The organism is Pseudochelatococcus lubricantis, assembly GCF_042432495.1.
In the GTDB taxonomy this organism is placed as follows: domain Bacteria; phylum Pseudomonadota; class Alphaproteobacteria; order Rhizobiales; family Beijerinckiaceae; genus Pseudochelatococcus; species Pseudochelatococcus lubricantis.
The window spans coordinates 99,907-122,227 of sequence record NZ_JBHLXC010000012.1 but is presented as its reverse complement, the minus strand read 5'-3'; the positions used below and the strand labels follow the sequence as shown (position 1 = coordinate 122,227).

20 protein-coding genes and 1 pseudogene are annotated in these 22,321 nt (G+C 68.1%); 8 read left to right on the top strand and 13 right to left on the bottom strand.

Annotated features, from left to right (window positions below; translation table 11 throughout):
- Window positions 1–3: 3 nt before the first annotated feature.
- Window positions 4–813: a CbbQ/NirQ/NorQ/GpvN family protein gene (locus ACFFJ7_RS16125; protein ID WP_377593661.1), complete on the top strand. Its 810-nt coding sequence runs from the start codon at window positions 4–6 to the stop codon at window positions 811–813.
- A gap of 4 nt (window positions 814–817) precedes the next feature.
- Window positions 818–2,752, top strand: a complete 1,935-nt coding sequence (locus tag ACFFJ7_RS16120) for a nitric oxide reductase activation protein NorD (RefSeq protein WP_377593659.1) — start codon at window positions 818–820, stop codon at window positions 2,750–2,752.
- A gap of 141 nt (window positions 2,753–2,893) precedes the next feature.
- Here ACFFJ7_RS16120 and ACFFJ7_RS16115 read toward each other — a convergent pair whose 3' ends face one another.
- From ACFFJ7_RS16115 to ACFFJ7_RS16090, 6 genes are all read right to left on the bottom strand, one after another.
- Window positions 2,894–3,610 carry a Crp/Fnr family transcriptional regulator gene (locus tag ACFFJ7_RS16115; RefSeq protein WP_377593657.1) on the bottom strand — a complete coding sequence of 239 codons (717 nt, stop codon included), beginning with the start codon at window positions 3,608–3,610 and terminating at the stop codon, window positions 2,894–2,896.
- A 186-nt stretch (window positions 3,611–3,796) separates the two neighbouring features.
- Window positions 3,797–4,489, bottom strand: a complete 693-nt coding sequence (locus ACFFJ7_RS16110; protein ID WP_166955471.1) for a Crp/Fnr family transcriptional regulator — start codon at window positions 4,487–4,489, stop codon at window positions 3,797–3,799.
- A gap of 106 nt (window positions 4,490–4,595) precedes the next feature.
- Entirely contained in the window at window positions 4,596–5,465 is an 870-nt protein-coding gene (locus tag ACFFJ7_RS16105) for an SUMF1/EgtB/PvdO family nonheme iron enzyme (RefSeq protein ID WP_377593655.1), read from the bottom strand.
- Between the two features lie 109 nt (window positions 5,466–5,574).
- Window positions 5,575–6,699 (bottom strand): copper-containing nitrite reductase, encoded by a 1,125-nt coding sequence (nirK, locus tag ACFFJ7_RS16100; protein WP_166955467.1) that lies wholly within the window; start codon window positions 6,697–6,699, stop codon window positions 5,575–5,577.
- Between the two features lie 233 nt (window positions 6,700–6,932).
- Window positions 6,933–7,478 (bottom strand): DUF2249 domain-containing protein, encoded by a 546-nt coding sequence (locus ACFFJ7_RS16095; RefSeq protein WP_377593652.1) that lies wholly within the window; start codon window positions 7,476–7,478, stop codon window positions 6,933–6,935.
- Between the two features lie 124 nt (window positions 7,479–7,602).
- Window positions 7,603–7,875 (bottom strand): hypothetical protein, encoded by a 273-nt coding sequence (locus ACFFJ7_RS16090; RefSeq protein ID WP_377593650.1) that lies wholly within the window; start codon window positions 7,873–7,875, stop codon window positions 7,603–7,605.
- Between the two features lie 203 nt (window positions 7,876–8,078).
- On the opposite strand from ACFFJ7_RS16090, the gene ACFFJ7_RS16085 reads away from it, so the two are divergent.
- Window positions 8,079–8,519, top strand: coding sequence for an Rrf2 family transcriptional regulator (locus ACFFJ7_RS16085; protein ID WP_377593648.1), 441 nt, complete (start codon window positions 8,079–8,081; stop codon window positions 8,517–8,519).
- A gap of 36 nt (window positions 8,520–8,555) precedes the next feature.
- Here ACFFJ7_RS16085 and ACFFJ7_RS16080 read toward each other — a convergent pair whose 3' ends face one another.
- Both ACFFJ7_RS16080 and ACFFJ7_RS16075 read right to left on the bottom strand, forming a co-directional pair.
- Window positions 8,556–9,239, bottom strand: a complete 684-nt coding sequence (locus tag ACFFJ7_RS16080) for an anaerobic ribonucleoside-triphosphate reductase activating protein (RefSeq protein WP_166955452.1) — start codon at window positions 9,237–9,239, stop codon at window positions 8,556–8,558.
- A pseudogene (locus ACFFJ7_RS16075) lies at window positions 9,196–11,157 on the bottom strand (ribonucleoside triphosphate reductase). The gene ACFFJ7_RS16080 and the pseudogene ACFFJ7_RS16075 overlap by 44 nt, the downstream one beginning before the upstream one ends.
- A gap of 311 nt (window positions 11,158–11,468) precedes the next feature.
- Here ACFFJ7_RS16075 and ACFFJ7_RS16070 point away from each other — a divergent pair.
- The 5 genes from ACFFJ7_RS16070 (at window position 11,469) to ACFFJ7_RS16050 (ending at window position 17,598) form a co-directional block, all read left to right on the top strand.
- On the top strand, window positions 11,469–13,697 hold the full coding sequence (locus ACFFJ7_RS16070) for a TonB-dependent receptor family protein (protein WP_377593647.1): 2,229 nt from the start codon (window positions 11,469–11,471) through the stop codon (window positions 13,695–13,697).
- Between the two features lie 71 nt (window positions 13,698–13,768).
- Complete coding sequence (locus ACFFJ7_RS16065; protein ID WP_377593645.1) at window positions 13,769–14,731, top strand: ABC transporter substrate-binding protein; 963 nt, start codon at window positions 13,769–13,771, stop codon at window positions 14,729–14,731.
- The gene (locus tag ACFFJ7_RS16060) at window positions 14,709–15,596 is read left to right on the top strand and encodes an ABC transporter permease (protein ID WP_377593643.1); all 888 of its coding nucleotides are present in this window, start codon (window positions 14,709–14,711) and stop codon (window positions 15,594–15,596) included. The genes ACFFJ7_RS16065 and ACFFJ7_RS16060 overlap by 23 nt, the downstream gene beginning before the upstream one ends.
- Window positions 15,593–16,354: an ABC transporter ATP-binding protein gene (locus ACFFJ7_RS16055; RefSeq protein WP_166955431.1), complete on the top strand. Its 762-nt coding sequence runs from the start codon at window positions 15,593–15,595 to the stop codon at window positions 16,352–16,354. Before ACFFJ7_RS16060 ends, ACFFJ7_RS16055 begins: the two co-directional genes overlap by 4 nt.
- Window positions 16,351–17,598: an NnrS family protein gene (locus tag ACFFJ7_RS16050; RefSeq protein WP_377593640.1), complete on the top strand. Its 1,248-nt coding sequence runs from the start codon at window positions 16,351–16,353 to the stop codon at window positions 17,596–17,598. Before ACFFJ7_RS16055 ends, ACFFJ7_RS16050 begins: the two co-directional genes overlap by 4 nt.
- An 11-nt stretch (window positions 17,599–17,609) precedes the next feature.
- Here ACFFJ7_RS16050 and ACFFJ7_RS16045 read toward each other — a convergent pair whose 3' ends face one another.
- Genes ACFFJ7_RS16045 through ACFFJ7_RS16025 form a run of 5 tightly spaced genes read right to left on the bottom strand, consistent with a single transcriptional unit; the run spans window position 17,610 to window position 22,296 of the window.
- Window positions 17,610–18,626: an FAD:protein FMN transferase gene (locus tag ACFFJ7_RS16045; protein ID WP_377593638.1), complete on the bottom strand. Its 1,017-nt coding sequence runs from the start codon at window positions 18,624–18,626 to the stop codon at window positions 17,610–17,612.
- Complete coding sequence (locus tag ACFFJ7_RS16040; protein ID WP_377593636.1) at window positions 18,619–19,197, bottom strand: nitrous oxide reductase accessory protein NosL; 579 nt, start codon at window positions 19,195–19,197, stop codon at window positions 18,619–18,621. The genes ACFFJ7_RS16045 and ACFFJ7_RS16040 overlap by 8 nt, the downstream gene beginning before the upstream one ends.
- An 8-nt stretch (window positions 19,198–19,205) precedes the next feature.
- Window positions 19,206–20,033, bottom strand: coding sequence for an ABC transporter permease (locus ACFFJ7_RS16035; RefSeq protein WP_166955423.1), 828 nt, complete (start codon window positions 20,031–20,033; stop codon window positions 19,206–19,208).
- Window positions 20,030–20,947 (bottom strand): ABC transporter ATP-binding protein, encoded by a 918-nt coding sequence (locus ACFFJ7_RS16030; RefSeq protein WP_377593633.1) that lies wholly within the window; start codon window positions 20,945–20,947, stop codon window positions 20,030–20,032. The genes ACFFJ7_RS16035 and ACFFJ7_RS16030 overlap by 4 nt, the downstream gene beginning before the upstream one ends.
- A complete protein-coding gene (locus ACFFJ7_RS16025) occupies window positions 20,944–22,296 on the bottom strand; it encodes a nitrous oxide reductase family maturation protein NosD (RefSeq protein ID WP_377593631.1) in 1,353 nt (450 codons plus the stop codon). Before ACFFJ7_RS16025 ends, ACFFJ7_RS16030 begins: the two co-directional genes overlap by 4 nt.
- Window positions 22,297–22,321: the final 25 nt, after the last annotated feature.

Here is a 22,321-nt window from a genome sequence, read left to right as displayed (position 1 = left end):
GGAATGAACGGAATCCGCATGGTGGAGACGCAGACGGCGCAGGCCCCCTTCTATCTGCCGCAGGCAGACGAGTGCGAAATCTTCGCCGCTGCGCATGGCAACCGGTTGCCGCTGCTGCTGAAAGGCCCCACCGGCTGCGGCAAGACGCGCTTCGTCTCCCATATGGCGGCGCGGCTCGGACGGCCGCTCTACACGGTCGCCTGCCACGACGATCTGTCCGCCGCCGACCTGATCGGGCGCTACCTGCTCAAGGGCGGCGAGACTGTGTGGGTGGATGGCCCCCTGACCCGCGCCGTGCGCGAGGGTGCGATCTGCTATCTCGACGAGGTGGTGGAGGCGCGCAAGGATGTCACCGTCGTGCTGCACCCGCTCACCGACGACCGGCGCATCCTGCCCCTCGACCGCACGGGCGAGGAACTGGCGGCGGCGCCCGGCTTCATGCTCGTCGCCTCCTACAATCCCGGCTACCAGAACATCCTCAAGACGCTGAAACCCTCGACGCGCCAGCGCTTCCTCGCCGTGGAATTCGGCTTCCCGAAGCCGGAGCACGAGGTGCCCGTTGTCGCGCGCGAAAGCGGGCTCGCCGAGACGCGGGTGCAGCCGCTGGTGCGGCTGGCGAACAAGCTGCGCGGGCTGAAGGGGCAGGATCTGGAGGAGGGCGTCTCCACGCGGCTCGTGGTCTATGCCGCCACGCTGATCAATGGCGGCATGCCGGTGGAGCGCGCGGTGCTCGCCGCCATGATCGAGCCGCTGACCGACGACGAGGAGGTGCGGCGCGGGCTGCTCGATCTCGTCGTCGCCATCATGGGTTGATGCCATGGCGTTCGAACCGGTGGAGATCGAGTTTTGGGAGCCGGAGGAAAGCGTCGGCAAGCTTTGGCACGCCTTTGCCTCGCGGCTCGACGCGCCGGTCGTGCATGACGGGGCGCGGGTGCGGCTCGCCGAAGTTTCCGGGCGGCTTGCGGTGCTGTTCCGGGGGCTGGGCGGCAATCCCGCCGTGGAGTTGAAGGCGGCGGTGCAGGAGGTGAGCCGCCACCGGCTGTCGTTCCGGCGTCGGCTCGCGGTGGAGGCGGAGAAGCTGCCGCACGCGAGTTTCGACGGCGAGGTGCTGCGCCTGCCGGAGTCGCTTGCCGTCTTTCCGGAGCGGGCTGCGAACGCGGCGCTTTATGTCTGGCTCGCGGCGATGGTGGCGCATGCGCCGGCGCGCATCGCGCAAGACGATCCCCTGCGCGCCGATCTGGCGGCGATTGCGGCCGCGCGCCGGATGACGCGGGCGACACTCGTGCACGCGCCGGGGCTGGCGGCGCTTCACACCGATCTCGCGGCCGCGCATCTGGCGGCGCGACCACGGCGGCGGCTGGCGGGAGCCGAGGCGCGGGTGGAAGCGCTGGTGCGCCACCTGCTGGGGGATGCCGCGCTGCCGGATCATGCGATGCTCGCCGCGCTGGGCAACGGCGATTTCGCCGCTTTTCGCGCGCCTTCCGGCTATCGCAGCTTTCTTCCTGTGCCGTTGTGGCCCGACCTGCGGGCCGTCGGCGTTTCCGCGCCCGCCGAGGTCGAAACGCGCCCGGCGGAAGGCGATGCCGGCGAGAGCGGCGCGGACGACACGCCCAGGCGCGCGCGCCGCCACCGCGCGGACCTCGCCGAGCGCAAGGACAGCCTGATCTTGCACAAGTTCGAGGCGTTGCTTTCCTGGGCCGAGTTTCTCAACCTCAACCGCCGTGTCGAAGACGACGACTTCGACAATGCCCGCAAGGCGATAGACGACCAGGAGGAAATCGGCCTCGGGCAGATATCGAAGGCGCCGGCGACACGGCTGAAGCTGCATCTCGACCTCGCGCCCGAGGACGTCGACCGCGAACGGCTCGCCGGCGCCTTCGTCTATCCGGAATGGGACACGCGGGCGGGAAGCTATCTTCAGGGCCATGTGCGCGTGCTTGCCGCGCCAGTGGCGGCGGACCCCGCCCACGCCGTCAGCGATGATCCGGCTGCGCGCCGCCGTATCCGCGCCGTGCGTCGCCAGTTCGAGGCCATGCGGCCGGGGCGGGTTCTCACCGCCGGCCAGCTGGACGGTGACGAACTCGACATGGACGCCGCCCTGCGCGCCGTCACCGACCTCGCGGCCACCGGGCGGGGCAACGACCGCGTCTGGCGGCAGGCGCGGCCCATGAGCCGCGATCTCGCCGTGTCGATCCTGCTCGATGTCTCGCGCTCCACCGAGTCGGCCGTGGCCGGGCGCGCTGTTATCGAGATCGAACGCGAGGCGCTGGCCGCGCTCGCCTGGGGGCTCGACGCTTGCGGCGACAGCTTCGCCATCCATGGCTTTTCGTCGCTGCGGCGCGACCGTGTCTACCTGCACGACTGCAAGGATTTCGCCGAGCCGATGAGTCGGGAGATCGAAGGGCGGATTGCGGCGCTGCGTCCCGGCTTCTACACGCGGCTGGGCGCGGCGGTGCGCCACGCTTCGGCAGGGCTCGCGACGCAGGCCAAGGCGCGCAGGCTGCTGATCGTCATCACCGACGGCAAGCCGAACGACCTCGACCACTACGAGGGCCGCCACGGCATCGAGGACAGTGCCATGGCGGTCCGCGAGGCCCGGCGCGCGGGGCAGGCCGTCTTCGGCATCACGGTGGACCGCGAGGGCAAGGCATGGTTCGCGCGGCTCTTCGGGCGGGGCGGCTATGCAGTCATCCGCGATCCCGACCGCCTGACCGGTGCGCTGCCGGAAATCTACCGGCAGCTGGTGGCGTGAGGCCGGGCGTGCTCCGATCTTCTTGCGTCCCATCCGCATCAGAGGCCGCGTTCCGATCAGATGGAATCAATTGATCGCTCGGAACTCGCTCAAAATAAGGAACCTGGAATCTGTCCTGTTTCAACGTAAACAGGACAGCTTCTAAAGGGCGCGCGTCCAGGCCGCGCCGGGATCTTCCGCGATCAGGTGCCGAAGGGCGGTGGTAGAAGCGATGGCCGCGCTGATGTGGCGCACGACGACGCCGTGCGCCCGCAGGCGGGCGAAGGCGCGGCTCAGGCTTTCGGGCTTCATCCCGAGGCGTCCGGCGATCAGCGTCTTGTCGTAGGGCAGCGTCACCGTCGCGGCCTCGGAACCGGCGGGGCACAACTCCAGCAGGAATTCGGCCACCCGCTGCGTTCCGGACTGGGCCTTCAGTTGCTCGATCTGGGAAACGAGGGCGTGCAAGTGCAGATACGTCGCGGACAGAAGCGAGATCGCGGCTTCGGGCCGGCTGCGGATCAGGCCGAGAAGCGCTTCCGATGGCACCTCGATCAGCGTGCAGTCGGTCGCCGCCTGGGCCGAAACAGGATAGGGCGCGCCCCTGAGCGCCACCGGTTCGCCGAAACTCTGGCCGTTGGTGAAGACGCCGACGACGGCCTCCGTGCCGTTCGGCGCGATGCGGCAGAGTTTGACCCAGCCGCCGGCAACGATATGCAGGAACCGCGCCGTATCGCCCTGCCGGAAGATCGTATCGCCGCGCAGATAGCAGACGGTGCGCGCGGCGGCGAGCAGCGGCGCGGCAAGCTCCTCCGGCATGGCCATGAAGAGGCGCGAATGGTGCGCCATGCGGCGCAGGGCTGGCGACAGCGGAACAGTCATCGGGAAAACGCCTTTCTACCTCCTTCGCGGGCTGGAATCTGACCTGTTTCCGTTGAAACAGGTCAGATTTCTCGTTCCGAGCGAATTGTGATCGGAAAGCGCTCCAGCCGCTTGTATTGGAGATACCCCGGCCGGCTATCCCGGATTTTGCGTTTTCACAAACAACGGAGCTGATGCCGGGGGCGCTCAGCCCTGTCCGTCGGCGATCCGGGTCAGCCCGTCGGCATCGCAGACGGTCAGCTTCTGCCGCCCGCTCTCGACCAGCCCTTGTCCCTCCCATGCGGAGAGGGTGCGGGAAACCGTGTGGAGGGTGGTGCCCGTCATCTCGGCGATGTCCTGCCGGGTGATGGGAAAGTCGATGCGGGTGCCGCCCGCCTCCTGCCGCCCGGCTTTCTCGGCCAGACGCAGAACGGCGTGGGCGATGCGGCGCTCGACTTCCTGCGTGGACATCTCGCGCAGGCGCGTATGGGCCTCATCGAGCCGCTCGCCGATCGTCTGCATGGCGTTGATGGCGAGGCGGGGATTGGCCTCCACCACCGCATCCCAGTCGGACATCGGCCAGCCGACGACGATGCTGTCCACCGCTGCGCGGGCCGTGCCGGGATAATCCGGCCGGTTGAGCGCGCGGGCGAAGCCGAAGAGGTCGCCCGGATGCACGATGCGGACCATGACCTGCTGGCCGTCCGGGGTGACCTGCGACACCTTCAGCCTGCCGTGCAACAGGAGGTAGAACGTATCGGCGACCTTGCCCTGCTCGAACACCGCCTCGCCCTTCGGCACCCTGCGACCGGCGGCGCGCGTCATCAGCCGCGACAGTTCCGCATCGCTCACCCGGCTGAAAAGCGGCAGCGCGCGGACCAGAGAAATATCGATCGCCATGCCCCGCTCCCGTTTCATCGCGTCACTCATTGGTGCCGCAAAACGGGGCCGTTGCCTAGAGGCTGTCCATGGTCACCAACAGCCTCCAGCCATTTGAATGCCGAAGTCAGGACGAAAGCCATTTCATGAGGCGATCGATGACCCCGGGCCTGATTTCGCGCACCAGCCGGAAACCGATGTTGTCGGGCGGCGTGCCGACCGAGCAGCCGCCGCTTTTCGGATCGCGGACGAAGAATGTCAGCGCCGCGCGGTGCTGGCCCTCGACGATATAGATGCCGCAGATCTCGTTCCGGGCGGTGACGGCGCCGCCCGCATCGGTTTCCACCCGCTGCAGGCAGGTGGAGGTCCATTCCCAGACCGGGCCGCCGATGTCGTAAACGCCGAGTTCGTTGACATTGACCGCCCCAAGGGGCTTGACCGTCCTGTCGCGGCCACGGCTGCGCGCCGTCTCCGCATCATAGAGGGCCAGCCAGCGCACGGCGGGGTTGTTGCTGTCCTCCGCCACGCCGAGCGCGTCGTCTGCGAAACGGCTGCCGGCGCCGTGCGCCCATTCCGCGTCGGTTGGCAGCCGCCACGTCGCGCCGGTCTTCCTCGACAGCCAGCCGGCATAGGCCGTCGCGTCCTGATAGCTGACGCCCGTCACCGGCAGGTCGCTGCGGTCGGCAGGGCCGCCGGGCGCCGCGCAGACCGCCTCGGCCACGCAGGCCAGATAGTCCGCGACGCTGACCGGATAGGCCATGATGTCGACCGGCGCCGGGATTTTTACCGTCACCTTCGGAGCGTCGACGGGACGGCCCTGCCGGGTCCATTCGCCATCGACCCGGTGCGTGAATGGATGCGGATCAAGACGCACCACCTTCGGCGCGGACGAGCTCTTCGGCGAAATCTCACCGCCGCTGGCGGCATCGAGCGGGATAAGCAGGGCCCCGGCCGCCGCGAAGGCCGCTGCCCCGACGAATAGCGAAAACCCGTGCATGGAAGGCTCCTGTGGGCCGACGGATCGGCCGAGAGAGTGGGCCGGAAAACGATGTCGGGTTACAGGGAAGCGATGGCCCCCTCCCGCGCGGGAGGGGGCGGAGGATGCGTCAGACGCCTGCCGGCGCGCGCACCTGCGTCATCAGGTCGTCGTTCCACTGGCCCTCGACCTTGAAGTGCGCGGCCGCGCCGAGTTCGAAGGCCTCGATCAGGTTGTGGTTCACGTAGGCATAGACGCCGGGCTGCTCGAAGGTGTAGAGCGCCGCTCCCGCCGTGCCGCCGGGGATGAACCACGTCTCCTGATCCAGCTCCGGCGGGTTGCGGAACTTGCCGGTCGCCCAGACGTAGTTGCCGTGTCCGCCGATCAGGTGGGGCCGGGTGTCGCGGTTGGCCTGGCTGTGGATGATCAGTACCGTCTCGCCCACCTTCGAGGTCAGTGCGCCGTCTCCCGTGAGTGCGCCGACACGGCCGTTGAAGACGATATGAGTGGGCGTCAGCGTCCGCATCACCTTCAATTGATCCTCATAGGCCTCGCCGGCGGTGTCGTACTTCTTGAACTTGCCGTTCTCGTCGCGCGGCACGTAGAAGTCCTGCTCCCCGACATAGTAGACCCTGTCGTAGCGGAGCGGGTTGCCCTGGCCGTCCTTCAGCCCGTCGCGCGGCAGCACCATGATCGCCCCGTTCATGCCCGAAACGACGTGCCACGGCACCATGCCGGGAGGGGCGCAGTGGTAGACGAACACGCCCGGCTTCGTCGCCTTCCAACGCAGCACGACCTTTTCGCCGGGGTTGACCTGCGTGAGGGCGCCGCCGCCCAGCGCGCCGGTCGAGCTGTGGAAGTCGATGTTGTGCAGGAGTTCGTTGCTCGCCGGGTTGACCAGCGTCAGCTCGACATAGTCGCCCTCATGCACCACCATCAGCGGCCCCGGCACGGTGCCGTTGAACGTGAAGGCGATGGTTTCCGTGCCGTCGGCATCAAGGACGATCTTCTTTTCCTCGATGACCAGCTCGAATTCAACGATCTTCGGTCCGTCGGTCGCGACCTGTTCGTGGGCATGCACGAAGGGCGGGTCGACCAGGTCGACCTTGACCCGCGGCAGGCCCGCAGCGCCGTTGCCCGCGGCGGCGGGAACCGCATGCTGCGCCTGTGCCGCGCCGTTGTTGAGCTGAGCCATCACGCCAGCCATCGTCACCCCGGCAAAAAGTGTGCGTCGCGTCATTGGGAACTTGCTCATGGTTCTTCCTTTCGGTTATTGCGCCGGTTCCCTTGCCCGGTCTGTCGTTCTCCAATTTACATGTCGGGTGACCGCGTTCGTTGTGCCGAAACAACCTTCCGGGACTATCCGGACACGCTGTTTGTCGCAGCGCAAACAGGCGGCGCGGCCGGGCCGCGAACGTGGCGAAAGACGGCCGCAAGGGCCGTCGCCACCGCCTCGCGGTGCGGGCAGCTGTTGTCCGCCGGATGGGGTTATTCGTCGCCCGCGCCCTTGCGCACCAGCAGGCGATAGGCGTCGCCCGCCGCGCTCAGGTTGCCGGCCCATTCGTGCCCGTGCATGGCGAGTTCGGGCAGGATCTGGCCGGGCTCGCCGTCCAGAAGCGCGAAGAGCACGTCGCCGGGGGTGAGGCCGTCCAGCACTTCGAGAATCCGCTCCTTCGGCCCGGGTGGCGCCACGCCGGTGAGATCGAGCATGGCCACCGGCTCCGGCCAGAGCGTCGCACCCGGACACGAGCCGGGCGCCAGCCCCTCTTCCGGCGGCGGGCTGGCGATGGGGGTGAAGATCACCTCCCACGCGCCACCGGGCAACTGGCGGTCCGTCGCGGAAAATCCCCGGTGGGTCATGATGTCGAATAGCGGCGCGGGGCGAAACGGCGCGATCAGCCGCAGCCGCTCGCCGGGAGCGAGCGCATCTGTCGCGGCCATGATCGCGGTGAACGGTTCCCGCCCGGCACGTATGAGGAGGCGTACATCGAGATCCCGCGTTGCGGGGAGGGAAGCGGCAGGGCGCGGGTTCATGGAAACGGCTCCGGTGTTTCGGCAACGACAGCGGCACGGTTGACCCGGAGCCACGCCGGGCGATTCCGGGCCAGAGCACAGTCCCGAAAAGCGGATGCCGCTTTCCGTAACAGACGATGCTCGCTCAAATGAACAGACCGGGATGGTCCTTCAGCTGGAAGGCATCACGCTCTGCGAGTCCTCGATCCGGCGCGACTTCCGACCGGCGTGCGCGCCATTTCCCGGACATGGTCCGGCAGCCGCGACAAAATGTCTTTGTCGCCGCACAAACTATGGCCTGTTTGCCGCTGCGCCCGCCGGGCCGCCCTGCTTTGCGCCGCCCGCAGGCGGAAAACCCGTGCGCGGCTTGCAAAAGACGAATTTGGTATGCATAGATAAATGCTTGCATCAGTGCCATCGACCCCGGTCCTCCTGACCGATGCCGACTTTGCTTCATTCAAACGCCGCGCGGGCTTCGCCCGGGCCGATGAGTCAGGCCCGTCGGCCCCCGGTGCGGGCGGACAGGTCGCGCGGCGGCGGTCTCCGGCCTTTTCACGGGGAAGCATATTGTTATAAGGCGAGTTGCATGATCCCGACAGTCACTGGTAACCGGGCGCGCCGATGCGGCTGACGAATTTCTCGGACTATGCCCTGCGCATCCTGATGTATGCGGCGACTTGCCGGGATCGCCTGATCACCATCGAGGAAACGGCGGCCGTCTACGGGATATCGCGCAACCACCTGATGAAGGTCACCAATCAGTTGACGCGCGCTGGCTTTCTCAAGGCGGTGCGCGGCCGCTCCGGCGGGCTGACGCTGGCGCGGGAGGCAGCGAGCATCCGTCTCGGCGACGTGCTGCGCGCCACGGAGCCGGACTTCGCCCTTGTCGAGTGTTTTGCCGCCCAAAAGGGAGACGGAGCCATCTGCCGCATTTCCTGCCAATGCCGGTTGCGCGGCGTGTTGACTGAGGCGCTGCAGGCGTTCATGGCAACGATGGACCGCCACACGCTCGCGGACATCGTCCTCACCCCGGCCGACTTCGGTATAAAGCCGGCTGCGTGAAGCGCCATCGCGTTCACGAACGCGATGCGGGCTTCCTCAACTGCGGCCGGGACTTTTTTCGCTCGTCGGGTAACGGGTGCCGACGGACCGGAAGGACTGGAGCCTGTGCGGCGGCGCGCCCATGTCCGCAAGGTCCGCCCGCAGCCGCTCGACAGCCGCTTCATCCAGCAGATGGGGATCGGCCGTCGTGCGCAATTCGAATGCAACCCCGCTTTCCAGCAGATGTCGCAGGCTCTCCTTTGCCCGTTTGCCGCTAAGGGGCACGCGGGTAACGCGGTCGTATTCGCCGAAGGCGGCCTTGACGTCGAACCCCACCCAGTCGACGAGCGGCAGCACCGTCGCAAGCCGCTGCGGATAGGGGCCGGCGGAATGCAGGCCGATGCCGAACCCAAAAGCGCGGACCTGCCGGATTGCGTCCGGCAGACCCTTCTGCATCGTGGGCTCGCCGCCCGAAAACACCACACTGTCCAGAAGTCCGCGCCGGGTTTCCAGAAAGGCGAGCACGCCGGGCCAAGGCAGCATCTCCCGCCCCCGGGCGGGCAGCAGATGCGGATTGTGGCAATAGGGGCAATCCCACGGGCACCCCTGACAGAAGACGGTCGCGGCGAGCCTGCCGGGCCAGTCGCACAGCGACAGGCGCTCAAGGCCGCCGATCCGGATGGGGTCCGCGTTCCGCTCAACCGTGGCGCGTGCGCTCTTCCGTAAAGTAGAGGCGTTCATGGAACTCGCCCTTCTTGCCGCGGTTGAACGAGGACACCGGGCGGTGATAGCCCATCACACGGGTCCAGATCTCGCAGCGCTGGCGCTCCTCGTCGTGCGGCGCGACAGGGGCGGAGGGAACGGTATCCCGCGCGGCGATGGCGATTGTCGTCTCTTTCATGGTCTTTCCTTTCGTTCAGGCGGATGCATGCCGCCGTTCCAGAAGTTCCGCATCGCACTTCGGGCAGAACTCGTGCTCGCCCGCGATGTATCCGTGCTTCGGGCAGATCGAGAACGTGGGGGTGACGGTGATGTAGGGCAGGCGGAAGTTCTCCAGTGCGCGGCGGACCAGCGTGCCGCAGGCCTCCGCCGAGGAAAGCCGCGTTCCCATGTAGAGATGGAGCACCGTGCCGCCGGTGTACCTGCACTGCAGGGCATCCTGCCGCATCAGCGCCTCGAACGGATCGTCGGTGAAGCCGACCGGCAACTGGCTGGAGTTGGTGTAATAGGGCTCGTGCCGGGTGCCGGCTTGCAGGATATCCGCATAGCGCTTGCGGTCCTCCCTGGCGAAGCGATAGGTCGCGCCTTCCGCGGGGCTCGCTTCCAGATTGTAGAGATGGCCGGTCTCCTCCTGGAAGCCGACGATCCTAGCCCGCGTGTGATCGAGCACGCGCAGGGCAAAGGCGTGGCCATGATCGGTGGTGATGTCGTGTGCATCGCCGGTGAAATTGCGGATCATCTCGTTGATGCCGTTGACGCCGAGCGTCGAGAAATGGTTCCGCAGCGTGCCGAGATAACGCCGTGTATAGGGCAGCAGGCCGTCATCGATGAGCCGCTGCACGACGCGGCGCTTGATTTCGAGGCTGTCGCGGCCGATGGCCAGCAGCGCGTCGAGCCGCCCGAAAAGCGCCTCCTCGTCGCCCTTGTGGAGATAGCCGAGCCGGGCGCAGTTGATGGTGACGACGCCGAGGGAGCCGGTCTGCTCCGCGCTGCCGAACAGGCCATTGCCACGCTTGAGCAGTTCGCCGAGATCGAGCTGCAGCCGGCAGCACATGGAGCGCACCATGTTCGGCTTCATGTCCGAATTGATGAAGTTCTGGAAATAGGGCAGCCCGTATTTCGCCGTGAGGGCGAAGAGGCGTCGGGCATTCTCGCTCTCCCACGGAAAATCCGGCGTGATGTTGTAGGTGGGAATGGGGAAGGTGAAGACCCGGCCCCTGTGGTCGCCCGCCGCCATGACCTCCATATACGCACGGTTGATCATGTCCATCTCGGCTTGCAGCTCGCCGTAGGTGAAGCCGGCTTCCCGGCCGCCGATCACCGGCACCTCGCCGCGCAGGTCCTCGGGGCATGTCCAGTCGAAAGTCAGATTGGTGAACGGCGTCTGCGTGCCCCAGCGCGAGGGGACGTTCAGGTTGTAGATCAGCTCCTGCATATGCTGGCGCACCTGATCGTAGCCGAGCCGGTCGATGCGCACGTAGGGCGCCATGTAGGTGTCGAAGGAGCTGAAGGCCTGCGCGCCGGCCCATTCGTTCTGGAGCGTGCCGAGGAAATTGACGATCTGTCCGACGGCACTCGACATGTGCCGGGGCGGGCCGGCTTCCACCTTGTCCGGGACACCGTTCAGCCCCTCCGCGAGTAGCGTGCGCAGGGACCACCCGGCGCAGTAGCCCGCCAGCATGTCGAGATCGTGGATATGCAGGTCGCCGTCGCGGTGCGCGTCTCCGATGCGGTCGGGATAGACGTGCGACAGCCAGTAATTGGCCACCATCTTGCCGGAGGTGTTGAGGATCAGGCCGCCGAGCGAATAGCCCTGGTTGGCGTTCGCGTTGACCCGCCAGTCGGTCCGTTCGAGATATTCGTCGATGGTCGAGACGGCGTCGACGGTCACGCCGCTCCCGGGCAGGGCTGAACGGGAGCAATGGTGAGCAGCTTGCATCCGGATCCTCCGCTATCGCGTGTCACGGCCGGAAGCTCCAGCCGTTTATCTACATGTAGAGCCGTAAATCTTAACGAGCACTATATATTGATTCTCTGCTCATCGGATTGGGGCAATTTGCCGCGCGGCCGTTTCGCGTGAGGCGTGGCGGGCGGCGGACCTCCGGATTTTCCACCACCCAAACTCCTTGCGCTGGATCAATGACACGCCAAGGCGAATGTGGCCTCTCGTCATAAAAGATGAATTTGAAATATATCTTTAGAATAACTCCAATACACGACGTGTATTCGGCGCGCGATGGCGAGGGAAGCATGGGAATTATCTGGAAATCGGCACCTGTCGTCACGACGCTGCTCTTATCCACCACGAGCCAGTGGGCGCTGGCGCAATCGGCCGCGCCCGGCACGGTGCTCGAACTGGAGCCCATCGTCGTGGAAGCCACCCGCACCGGGGAGGATTCGGCCGCGTTGCAGCAGCGGCTTAACGCCATCGCCGGCGGCGTCGCGCTGGTGCCGCGCGACGCAATCGCACCTACCGGAAACCCGACTGTGGCGCACGCGCTGGAAAGCGTGCCGGGCGTCATCGTGCAGAGCTTCTTCGGGGGCAACGACCAGCCGCGCATCCAGATTCGCGGTTCCGGCCTGCAGCAGAACCCGGTCGAGCGCGGCATCCTCGTGCTGCAGGACGGCCTGCCGCTCAACCGCGCGGACGGCTCCTATATCGTCGGCTTTGCCGATCCGCAGCAGGCGGACGCCATTGAAGTCTTCCGGGGCTATACCGCCAACAGGCTCGGCGCGACTGTGCTGGGCGGCGCGCTCAACTTCATTTCGCCCAAGGGGTCGGATGCGCCCGGCGCGCGCCTGTCGGTGAGTGGTGGCAGCTTCGGGCAGGCGAATGTGGCAGGCCAGGCCGGTTTCGGCGGCGAGGCCTATGACGGCTTGCTGCAGGCCGACTTCACCACCCGCGACGGCTTCCGCGACTACAACGGCTCGCGGCGGCTGAGCGTCGGCGGCAATGTCGGCTTCGCATGGTCCGACACCGTAACGACGCGCGTCTTCGCCGGTTACCGCGATCTCGCCTTCGACGTCGCCGGGCCGCTGCCGTGGGATGCGCTGAAGGCGCGCCCGTCCCAGAACTGGGGCGGCCCCGTGGTCACGCCATCGGGCGCGATCTATCCCGGCCCCAACGTGCACCGCGACCGGCCGCGCCGCGAGGCGACGCAATTCCTGATCGGCTCGCGCACCACGGCGACCTTCGGCGCGCACATCCTCGACGGCGCCTTCGGCTATACCTATACGGACGACATGTTCCGCTTCCCCATTTCCTCGGGCGTGCGCACAACGAAGGGCGGTGACTTCACCCTGCTCGGGCGCTACGCCTACAAGCCGGACGCGGACAGCCCCCTGCCGCTGTTCGAGGCGACGGCGCAGTACACGGTCGGCTCCGCGGAGCGCGGCAATTATCTCAACATCGGCGGCCAGCAGGGACAGCCGTTCGGGCGGAGCGACCTCGACGCCTCGACGCTGTCGCTGTTCGCCGGGCTGAACATTCCCCTTTGGGAGAAGTTCACTTTCTCCCCGGCGATCTCCTACGCGCACGCGACGCGCGAGAACAAGGACCGTTGGGCGCTGCCGACTCGTCCGACGACGGCCTTCAACCCGGCGCGCCCCTCCATCCTGTTGCCCAACGGCGCGGTGCCGACGCAGAACACGAGTTACGACCGCTCCTATGATGGCTGGAGCCCGAGCCTCGGCGTGACCTGGCGGCCGGACGAGAATCAGACCGTCTTCGCCGCCGTCAGCCGCAGCTTCGAGCCGCCGACCCATGACGATCTGCTCGCGACCGTCAACGGCACGCCAAACAGCAGCCCCGGCCGGCCGAACCCGGCGAACCCGCGCCTCGCCGCGGCGGCCTTCGCCACACCCGATCTCGATGCGCAGACCGCGACCACCGTCGAGGCTGGCTGGCGCGGGCGCTACGGCGATTTCTCGTGGGACGCCGTGACGTACTATTCCTGGGTGAGGGACGAGCTGCTCAGCCTGCGCGATGCCACCGGAGCATCGCTCGGTGCGGTCAATGCCGACAGGACGACGCATTTCGGCGTCGAACTGGGTTTCGGCGCAAAGCTCTGGGAGCGCTGGTCGGGCCGCATCGCCTATACCTATCAGGACTTCCGCTTCGACGGCGATCCCGTACGCGGCGACAACCGGCTGGCTGGCGCGCCACGCCATTTCGTGACGGCGGCGCTGCAGTTCCAGGCGACCGACAAATGGACGCTGCAGGGCGCGGTGCGCTGGTCGCCGGAAAAGACGCCGGTCGACAACATGAACACGCTCTACGCCGACGCCTGGGCGGTGGTGGATGTGCGCACCGAATATCGCATCAACGACACGTTCACGGTGTTCGGCGAGATCACCAACATTTTCGACGAAACCTACGCCTCTTCCACGCTCATCGTGGATCAGGCGACCGCCGATCAGGCGGCGTTCCTGCCCGGCGACGGGCGCGGGTTCTTCGCCGGGGTCAAGGCAACATTCTGATGGCATGCCCGTTCGCGCGCCGTGCGCGCGATGAAGTTCAGCGCGCCGGGGGCGCGAAGGGAGAGACAATCATGGTTGACCGCCGTTCGTTCATCGCGGGTCTGGCATTCGCCAGCCTGGCCGCGCGTGCGCGCGCCGCCGAACCGCTCGTGCTGTGGGGGCCACCCGCAGCGCCCTCGATCGTACTGGCGCAGGCCGTCGCCAGCGGTGCGCTGAAGGAGGTCGCGCCCGACGTTACCTTCAAGGTGTGGAAGACGCCCGACGAGATGCGTGCCGGTATCAGCGCCGGAACGTTCCGGGCGGTTGTGGTGCCGACCTATGTCGCATCGAACCTATACAACCGCGGGCTTGGCGTGCGGCTGCTCAACGTGCTCACCGACGGCCTGCTCTTCGTCGTCGCTCCTTCCGGCACGGTGAAGGACATAGCCGGCCTCCGGGGCCGCAAGGTCGCGGTGCCGTTCCGCAATGACATGCCGGATTTCATCTTCCGCCGCCTGCTCGCCTCCGCTGGCCTGGCCGCATCCGACATAGAGGTCGACTATTCCGGGACGCCGGCGGAGGCCGTCCAGCTGCTGCTGACGGGCCGCGCCGACGCAGCCTTCCTGACCGAACCGCTGGCCAGCGCCGCCATCCTGAGGGCGGCAACGGCCGGCAGGACGCTGGAGCGCGCCATCGACGCGCAGGAGGTGTGGCGGAAGATCACGGGCAGGCAGGCCATTCCGCAGGCGGGCCTCGCGATCACCGACAAGCTCGCCGCCGATATCGGCGGCGGAGGTATCGCCGCCCTGCAGACGGCGCTCGAAGGCGCGCTCGGCAGCGTGCTGAAGGACCCGGCCGCCGCCGCCGCCGTCGCCGCGCCGGCGCTGGAACTGCCCGCGCCAGTGATCGAGCGGGCGATTCCGTTCAGCAGTCTCGTGGTGCGCCGCGCCAGCGCGGCGAGGGCGGACCTCGCGGCCCTGTTCGATGCGCTGGCCGAGGCAGACCCGCGCATCATTGGCGGAAAGCAGCCCGATGACGGTTTCTTCGCCCTTTGAGGGGCCGCGCGTCGGGGAAGCGCGCCGCGCCATGCCGGCGTGGCTTCGCGCGGGCGCACGCGCGTTCGTTGCCGCCACCGTGTGGCTGGGGCGCTACGTCTGGGCCGGATGGGTGGGGCTTGCCGGGCTGTTCTGCCTCGCGGCGGGTTGGCAGGCGGGACACGAGTTTTACGGCTCCTTTATCCTTCCCGCGCCGCTGGAGACGGTGACCGTGCTCATCGGCCTGTTCGAGGGGCCGGAACTGGCGCAGGCGGCGTCCGAGACGGCGTGGCGCTCGCTCGGCGGCTTTTTGCTCGCCGCCGGCCTCGGTACGCTCGCGGGGTCCGTGGCGGGCTATTCGTTCGCCGCCATGCGCATCATGCGCCCCATCGTAACCGTGATCCTCGGCGTGCCGCCGATCGCGTGGATCGTGCTGGCGCTCATCTGGTTCGGATCGGGCGGCGGTTCCGCCGTGCTCACCGTGGTGCTGGCCTCGTTCCCGATCTCCTTCGCGGGCGCGCTGGAGGGGGCCGCCACGCGCGACCGGGCGCTCGACGCCATGGCGCGCTCGTTCGGCGCCTCGCTGCCGACACGCTTTCGCACCGTCACCCTGCCGCATCTCCTGTCCTACCTGTTTCCGGCGTGGACCACGACGGCCGGGAATGCATGGAAGGTGACCGTCATGGCCGAACTGCTGTCGAACACCGGTGGCATAGGCGGGCAGCTCGCGACGGCGCGGGCCCTGTTCGACATCCCGCTGGTGACGGCGTGGATATTGCTCGTCGTCGCCTTCGCGCTGATCACCGAATACGGCATGCTGAACCCGCTGCGCGAGATGACGGAGCGCTGGCGCAGCGCCGGCTTGCCATGGGGCGTCAAGCGATGACGGAGCAAAAGGCAATGAAGCTGGCGCTCGACAAGGTTGGCCATGCGTGGCTCGGGCGCACGGTATTCGAGGATTTCGACCTCGTGCTGGGCGAGGGGGAGGTGGTGGCGCTCGCCGGGCCGTCCGGCTGCGGCAAGACCACGATTCTCCAGATTGCCGCCGGCCTTGTCGAGCCTCTGCGCGGGCGGGTGCGCCGGCACTACCGCCGGCACGCCGTCGTGTTTCAGGAGCCGCGCCTGCTGCCGTGGCTGACGGCGCGCGACAACATCGCCTACGGGCTGAAGGTCGCTGGCCGCGGCAGGGCCGAGCGCGGCGCGGTCGCCGAGGCGCGGGCGCTCGATGTGGGGCTCGACCGCGACGATCTCGACAAATATCCGGTTGAGCTTTCGGGCGGCATGCGCCAGCGCGCGGCGGTTGCGCGAGCCCTCGCCGTGGAGCCGGATGTGATGTTCTTCGACGAGCCGTTCACGGCGGTCGATGTCGGCCTTCGGCGCGCGTTGCAGGATCTGGTGATCGCGGCAGCGCGGCGGGCGCGTTTTTCGGCGCTGTTCGTCACCCACGATCTCGCCGAGGCGGTGAGGGTGGCGCACCGGCTGATCGTGCTCTCCGGCGTCGACGGCCGTATCGTCGATCAGCGCGCCATCGCCGGGGAGCCGGGCAGGCGCGACAACCGGACCGTCTTCGACATTGTCGAGGGTTGGTCGGCCGATCCCGTCTTCGCCGAGCTGTTCGACGCCGACCGCCGGGGGCGGGCATGAACACGCATCGCCATGCCGCGCCGGCCTCCGCGCCCACGTTCGTGCCGCCGGTGCTCACCGAAGGGCTGCGGCTGTTCTTTCCGGTGGCGGCGGCGCATGGTGCGCTCTGGCCGGTGCTCTGGGTCATCCTCTACGGGCTCGACCTGCCGTTCGCGGCCGCGATCCCGCCGAGCCAGTGGCACGCGCACGAGATGATCTACGGCACCTACGGCATGGCGCTGGCCGGATTTCTGACATCCGCCATGCCGGAATGGACCGATACGCCGCCGCGCAGGGGTGGGGCGCTTCTCCTCCTGCTCGCCCTGTGGCTGCCGGGCAGGCTCGCCGGTCTTGTCGGCGCCGATGTGCTCTCGCCGCTCGCGGGAGCAAGCGACGCCGCATTCCTCGCCGTGCTGGGGTGGTATGTGCTGAAGCCGCTCCTGCTGCGTCGCAGCGCCCGGCATGGCTCGTTCGTGCTGTGGGTGGCGCTCTTCGCGCTGACGGAGATCGGCATCCGGGTGGCGTGGTTCGTGGAGGACTACGAGCTTTCACACCGGCTGCTGATGGCGGCGGTGTGCATCTTCATGGCGTTCTTCACGCTGTCGGTGGCGCGCATCGGCGTGGTCGTCATCAATCTGGCGCTGGACCCGAGCGGCGGGACGACGCCCTACCGCCCGCATCCCGGCCGCCAGAATCTCGCCGCCGGCATGGTGGCGCTCTATGGCGCGGCGGCGCTCGCCTTTCCCGACTCCCTCGCGCCCGCCTTCCTCGCACTCGCGGCTGGGGCGACATTCATGGACAGGCTGACCGAATGGTTCATCGGCCGCGCTCTGTTCAGAACGCAGGTACTGGCGCTGGCGCTCGCCAACCTGTTCGCCGGCATCGGCTTCTTCGTCGTCGGGCTCGGCGGATTGGACATCGGCATCGCCGGCATGACGCTCGCCCCCGCCACGGGCGTGCATCTGCTGACGCTCGGCGCGCTCGGCATGGCGATCATGGCGGTGTTCGTGATCGCCGGGCTGCGCCACACCGGGCATGATCTGGTGCTGCCGTGGCAGGCCCACGCCGCGGTGGTGGCCATGGCGGCGGCGGCCCTCGTCCGCACCTTGCCGGAACTCGGCTTCGCGACCTTCCTCATGGGGCCGCATTACGCGCTCGGCGCGCTGCTGTGGGCGGCGGCATTCGCCTTGTGGCTGCACGCCTTCCTGCCGATGATGCGGGCGCCGACCGTCGGCACCGCGACGGAAGACCCCTCACGGTGCTGAACGGCCGGGCCTCAGGAGGAGAGCACGAAATCGGCCGCGATGCCGGGCCGCGTTGCGGTGATGGCGCGCACCGCATCCGGCTCCATCAGGCTGAAGGCCGTCGACAGCGCGTCCGCCGTGGTGGCGTCCGGCGCGATGACGGACATGCGGGCATAGCGCGCCGCCGCCGCGCCGCTGCGCGGATCGAGCAGATGGCTGAAGCGCCCTGACGTGTCGAAGTGGAAGCCGGCGGCGCTCGACGTGGCGACGGCCGCCTCGGTGAGTTCGATGATCTTGTCGGGAGCGGTGTCGCCGGTGCGGGCGAGGCCGACCCGCCATGGCGCGCCATCGGCGCGGGACCCGACGGCGCGGATTTCGCCCATGTCGACGAGGCTGGAGGTCATGCCCGCCTGCTTCATCATGTCGACCGCCCTGTCGGTGACGAAGCCCTGCGCGATGCCGTTGAGGGTCATGGCCACGCCGGGCCGGGCGAAAGCCACCCGGTCGCGGTTGAAACGCACCATCTCGAAGCCCACGAGCGTGCGTGCCGCCGCCAGCGCGGTGGCGGAGGGGCCGCCCGGGTCGCTCCGCGTCATCGCGAAATGCCGGCTGTAAAGGCGCCACAGTGGCTGGACAGTCGGGTCGAACGCGCCGCCGCTCACGGCGTGGAAATCCCGGCACTGCCGCAACAGCGCGACGAGTTCCCCGGGCGGCGCGGCGAGAACGCCCGTCCGGTTCAGCTCCGACAGCGCCGAGGCGTCGCGGTAGAGGCTGAAGATCGCTTCGAGCCGCGCGGCTTCCGCGACGATCCGCCCGACCAGCCGGCGCGCCGTGTCCTCGTCCTCGTGATGCAGGATGAGTTGCGCCGGCGCGCCGAGCGCCTGCCCGTGCCAGGTAACGATGCCATCCGTGAAAGTGACGGCGGCGCCGGTGTTCGCGAAGAGGTCTGGCCGTGCCGCCACTGCCGGAAGCGGCAACCCGGCGAAAGCCGCGATGACCGTGATCGCCCGCCGCCGCGTCATGCCCCTGCGATGCAACCGTTCATCCATGATTGCCTCCTGCGCCCGTATCGTGATCCCGGGAAGGGGCGGGGGCCGGATCTTCCCCGGCGTCCGCGTCCGCCCCCAGCACGTAGTCCGGCGGAATGGAGTCGAAGCCGACGACCCGCCCGCCGTTGCGCTCGATGAATGCCCTTGCCTGCGCGAGGTCGGCGAACGGCACCGCCTCCCGCGCGCCCATGCCGCCGCGCACGGCGCTGCCGATGACGAAATGGGCCTTGCGGGCGTCGATCCAGTTCGTCGCGCCCGGCGTTTCCCAGGTCGGCGCGGTGCCCATGTCCGACACGTAAATGGCCGCGATGTCGCGCGGCTCCTCCGGCAACATGGTGAAGGCAAGCGTGTCGCGCGCCGACGAGAACCATATCGGCTCGATGAGGTGGCGCAGGATGATCTGCCCCTTGGGTCCGGGATGCTCCAGCACGTTCATGCCACAATAGCGGCCCATGGCATCCGCCGTGAGCGCGAAGGGCGGTGGCGGCGCGGCTGTCTCCTCCTGCTGGCATCCCGTCATCAGGAGCAGGCCGGCAAGGGCCAGAGCGGCGGCGGAGAGGTGTTTCATCATGGCCTCCTTCATCGCTCCCGCCGGGAAAAGGCCAGCGTCGCCAGCACCAGCGGCCCCACGGTCCAGAGCACGAGCGCCAGCACGAGGGTTCGCGCGTCGAGCGCGCTGTTGGCGGCGACACCGCCCATGCCCGACAGGGCCGAGGCGCCGCCCGACGACAGGTTCAGCAGGCGGTAGACATCGGTGGGATTGAGCACGAGCAGCAGGTCGAGCAGCCCGGCCGGCAGCGCCTGCCCCTGCATCGCCACGAGGATGCCGAGCAACGTCATGTCGTAGATCAGCACCAGCGCGAGCCAGATGCCGATGGCGATGCCCGCCGCCGTGCCGCGCTCGCTCACCAGTGTGCTGACGAGATAGCCGATAGCGATGAACACGGCGCCGAGCAACACCGACGAGCCGATCATGACAAGATAGGACGACCAGCTTTCCGCGCCGATCACGGCACCCGTCGCCACCAGCACCGCCGCCGCCACGCCGTATCCCGTCAGCGTCGCGAAGGCGAGAATGGCGATATGGCCGAGAAATTTCCCGAAGATCACCTGCGGCCGGCTCACCGGGTAGCTCAGCAGCAACAGCAGCGTGCCACGCTCGCTTTCTCCGACGATGGCGTCGTGCGAGATCAGCAGCGCGATGAGCGGGATGAGGAAGATCGTCAGGCTGGACAGGCTGACGATCACGACATCGAGCCGGCCGACGCCGACATTGCCCGTCGGCGCGCTGCCCAGAAACGACAGCGTGAGCGCCAGCGCCGCCAGCAGCAACGTCATGGCCAGCACCCAGCGGTTGCGCAGGCCCTCCTGAATCTCCTTGCGCGCGATGATGATGAGATTGGTCATCGCCCGGCCTCCGCCCGTCCCAGAAAATGCACGTAGAGATCGTCGAGTGTCGGCTCGGCGATGGCGAGGTCGGCGATGGCGTCGGGCGCCTGCGTCACCGCGCGCAGCAGGGCGATCTTGTCGCCGGCGTCGACCCGCGTCTCGTAGGAGCCGGCGCCCGTCCGCGTCCAGTCGCGCCCGGCGAACGACCTGTGCGCCTGGCCCTTGCCATCCGTGAAGCGCACCTGCACGCGGACGGGCAGGCGCGCCTCGCGCCGCAGGTCGTCCAGCGTGCCGTCCGCGACCCTGGTGCCGCTGTCGAGGACGACGATGCGATCCGTCCGCCCTTCGAGTTCGCTCAGCGCGTGCGAGGACAGGAGTACGGTCGCGCCACCGGCGCGCAGCTCCTCGATGAGGTCATAGAAATGACGGCGCAGCGCCGGATCGAGGCCGCTCGTCGGCTCGTCCAGGAAAAGAACGCGCGGCTCGCCGAGCAGCGCCTGCGCGAGGCCGAGGCGCTGGCGCATGCCCTTGGAATAGGTGTGCACCGGCCTGTCCACCGCCGCCGGCGCCAGGCCGACGCGCTCGAACAGGGCATCGGCCTGCTTAGGCCCCACCCGCTTGAGGCGCGCGTAGAAGGCGAGGGTCTCGCGGCCGGTCAGCGCCAGGTGAAACGACACGCTTTCGGGCAGATAGCCCAGCCTGCGCCTCGCGGAGGCACTGCCCCGCGCGGGATCGCCGCCGAGTACGCGCACCGCGCCCGCGGTGGGGCGGATGAGGCCGAGCATCAGCTTGATCAGCGTGGTCTTGCCCGCGCCGTTATGGCCGACGAGCGCGACGGTCTCGCCCGCATGGAGCGTCAGCGAGACGTCCTGCACCGCGTTCACGCGCCCGTATTGCTTGCAGGCCTCGGCCAGGGTGACGGTTGCGGTCATGGCTGTTGCTCCCCCGGCTGCCGTTCGTCGCGTTGCAGCGGTGCCATCAGCGGACGGCTGTCCACCACGCCGCCGGGCAGCAGCGCCGGAAACTGGGCCTGTGCCCAGCGGATGACCTGAACGGCGGGGCTCGTCGTCAGGATCTTCGCCTGCGGCGACGTCCACAGCACCCTGTCGATGAGATCGTTGGGCCGGTAGGTGCTGTCCGCGATGCCGTCTCCGTCGAGATCGAAAGCCGGATTGTCGCTCCAGTAGTTGCCGCGCCCGCGGTACGACCAGTCGAGATAGCGGCCGCCGACGTATTTCACCTGATTGCGGTTGTTGACGAACGCATTGTCGAAGATGCTGTTGCCTTCGGAACCGGCGGTGAAGTGAATGCCGATGGCGCAGTTCTCGAACAGGTTGTCGCGGAGGCGATTGCGGTTGGCGTTATAGATGAACACGCACTTCTCCGGCCCGAGACGCCACCCGCTGCCCGGCGCGGCGGCCGGCTCGTCCTGCGGCATGCCGTGCCCGGCGTCGCGTGTGCCGGCGAGCACCCAGCGGTCAGGAGGCTGCAGGCGGCCGCGCACGGTGTTCCCGGCGACTTCGGAGGCGTTGGCGTAGTTCAGCAGCAGGCCGTGATCGCGGTCGCCATCGGAAACGTTGCCGAGCACCTTCAGCCGGCTCGAAAACATGATCGCGAAGCCCACCGAGTTGCCGGTGGAGACGTTGTCGCGGATTTCGCTGTCGTTGGTATACATGTAGTGTACGGCAAAGCGCAGGTTGCGGAAGCGGTTGCCGCTGAACACGTTGCGCTTGCTGGAGTTGCTGCCGATGCCGTCGCGGCCGTAGCTGATGTCGTTGCCGAGCACTTTCGCGCCCGGCGCGTTCCACAGGGTGACGCCGTTGCCCGCCTCGCTCAGGCGCCCCTCCTTCAGGCCGACGATCCGGTTGGCGCGCACGACGGACTCCGCCGCGCCGTGCAGATAGACGCCGCACAGGTTGCCGACGATCTCGTTGTTCTCGATCAGCGCGCCGGTCGCGGTGCGGGCGACGAAGATGCCCGAATCCATGGCAGACAGTTCCGTTCCCGAGCCCGTCACTGTCAGGCCGCGCACGGTCACGCCTGGTGCCGTCACGGTGATGACGCTGCCGCGTCCCGTACCCGTAATCGTCGCACCGTGCGCGCCTTCGAGCGTCAGCGCCTTGTCGACGGTGACGGGACCAGCATGGCTTCCCGCCGCGAGCACGATCAGGTCGCCCGGCGCGGCGGTATCGACGACGGCCTGCAAGGGACGCGCGTCGTCCGCGCCGACATGGATCGCCGCAGCGGAGACCGCGCAGGGAAGGGCGGCAATCGCCGCCATTCCGGATATCAGGTGACGCAACCTG

Coding starts and splice junctions, on each gene's coding strand:
- ACFFJ7_RS16115 (WP_377593657.1), bottom strand. CDS start 3,610: ATGACTGTTCCGCTGTCGCCAGCCCTGCGCCGCATGGCGCACCATTCG.
- ACFFJ7_RS16065 (WP_377593645.1), top strand. CDS start 13,769: ATGGTTGACCGCCGTTCGTTCATCGCGGGTCTGGCATTCGCCAGCCTG.
- ACFFJ7_RS16060 (WP_377593643.1), top strand. CDS start 14,709: ATGACGGTTTCTTCGCCCTTTGAGGGGCCGCGCGTCGGGGAAGCGCGC.
- ACFFJ7_RS16090 (WP_377593650.1), bottom strand. CDS start 7,875: ATGGCACTGATGCAAGCATTTATCTATGCATACCAAATTCGTCTTTTG.
- ACFFJ7_RS16030 (WP_377593633.1), bottom strand. CDS start 20,947: ATGACCGCAACCGTCACCCTGGCCGAGGCCTGCAAGCAATACGGGCGC.
- ACFFJ7_RS16125 (WP_377593661.1), top strand. CDS start 4: ATGAACGGAATCCGCATGGTGGAGACGCAGACGGCGCAGGCCCCCTTC.
- ACFFJ7_RS16085 (WP_377593648.1), top strand. CDS start 8,079: ATGCGGCTGACGAATTTCTCGGACTATGCCCTGCGCATCCTGATGTAT.
- nirK (WP_166955467.1), bottom strand. CDS start 6,699: ATGAGCAAGTTCCCAATGACGCGACGCACACTTTTTGCCGGGGTGACG.
- ACFFJ7_RS16105 (WP_377593655.1), bottom strand. CDS start 5,465: ATGCACGGGTTTTCGCTATTCGTCGGGGCAGCGGCCTTCGCGGCGGCC.
- ACFFJ7_RS16055 (WP_166955431.1), top strand. CDS start 15,593: ATGACGGAGCAAAAGGCAATGAAGCTGGCGCTCGACAAGGTTGGCCAT.
- ACFFJ7_RS16040 (WP_377593636.1), bottom strand. CDS start 19,197: ATGATGAAACACCTCTCCGCCGCCGCTCTGGCCCTTGCCGGCCTGCTC.
- ACFFJ7_RS16050 (WP_377593640.1), top strand. CDS start 16,351: ATGAACACGCATCGCCATGCCGCGCCGGCCTCCGCGCCCACGTTCGTG.
- ACFFJ7_RS16035 (WP_166955423.1), bottom strand. CDS start 20,033: ATGACCAATCTCATCATCATCGCGCGCAAGGAGATTCAGGAGGGCCTG.
- ACFFJ7_RS16045 (WP_377593638.1), bottom strand. CDS start 18,626: ATGGATGAACGGTTGCATCGCAGGGGCATGACGCGGCGGCGGGCGATC.
- ACFFJ7_RS16120 (WP_377593659.1), top strand. CDS start 818: ATGGCGTTCGAACCGGTGGAGATCGAGTTTTGGGAGCCGGAGGAAAGC.
- ACFFJ7_RS16095 (WP_377593652.1), bottom strand. CDS start 7,478: ATGAACCCGCGCCCTGCCGCTTCCCTCCCCGCAACGCGGGATCTCGAT.
- ACFFJ7_RS16070 (WP_377593647.1), top strand. CDS start 11,469: ATGGGAATTATCTGGAAATCGGCACCTGTCGTCACGACGCTGCTCTTA.
- ACFFJ7_RS16110 (WP_166955471.1), bottom strand. CDS start 4,489: ATGGCGATCGATATTTCTCTGGTCCGCGCGCTGCCGCTTTTCAGCCGG.
- ACFFJ7_RS16025 (WP_377593631.1), bottom strand. CDS start 22,296: ATGGCGGCGATTGCCGCCCTTCCCTGCGCGGTCTCCGCTGCGGCGATC.
- ACFFJ7_RS16080 (WP_166955452.1), bottom strand. CDS start 9,239: ATGAACGCCTCTACTTTACGGAAGAGCGCACGCGCCACGGTTGAGCGG.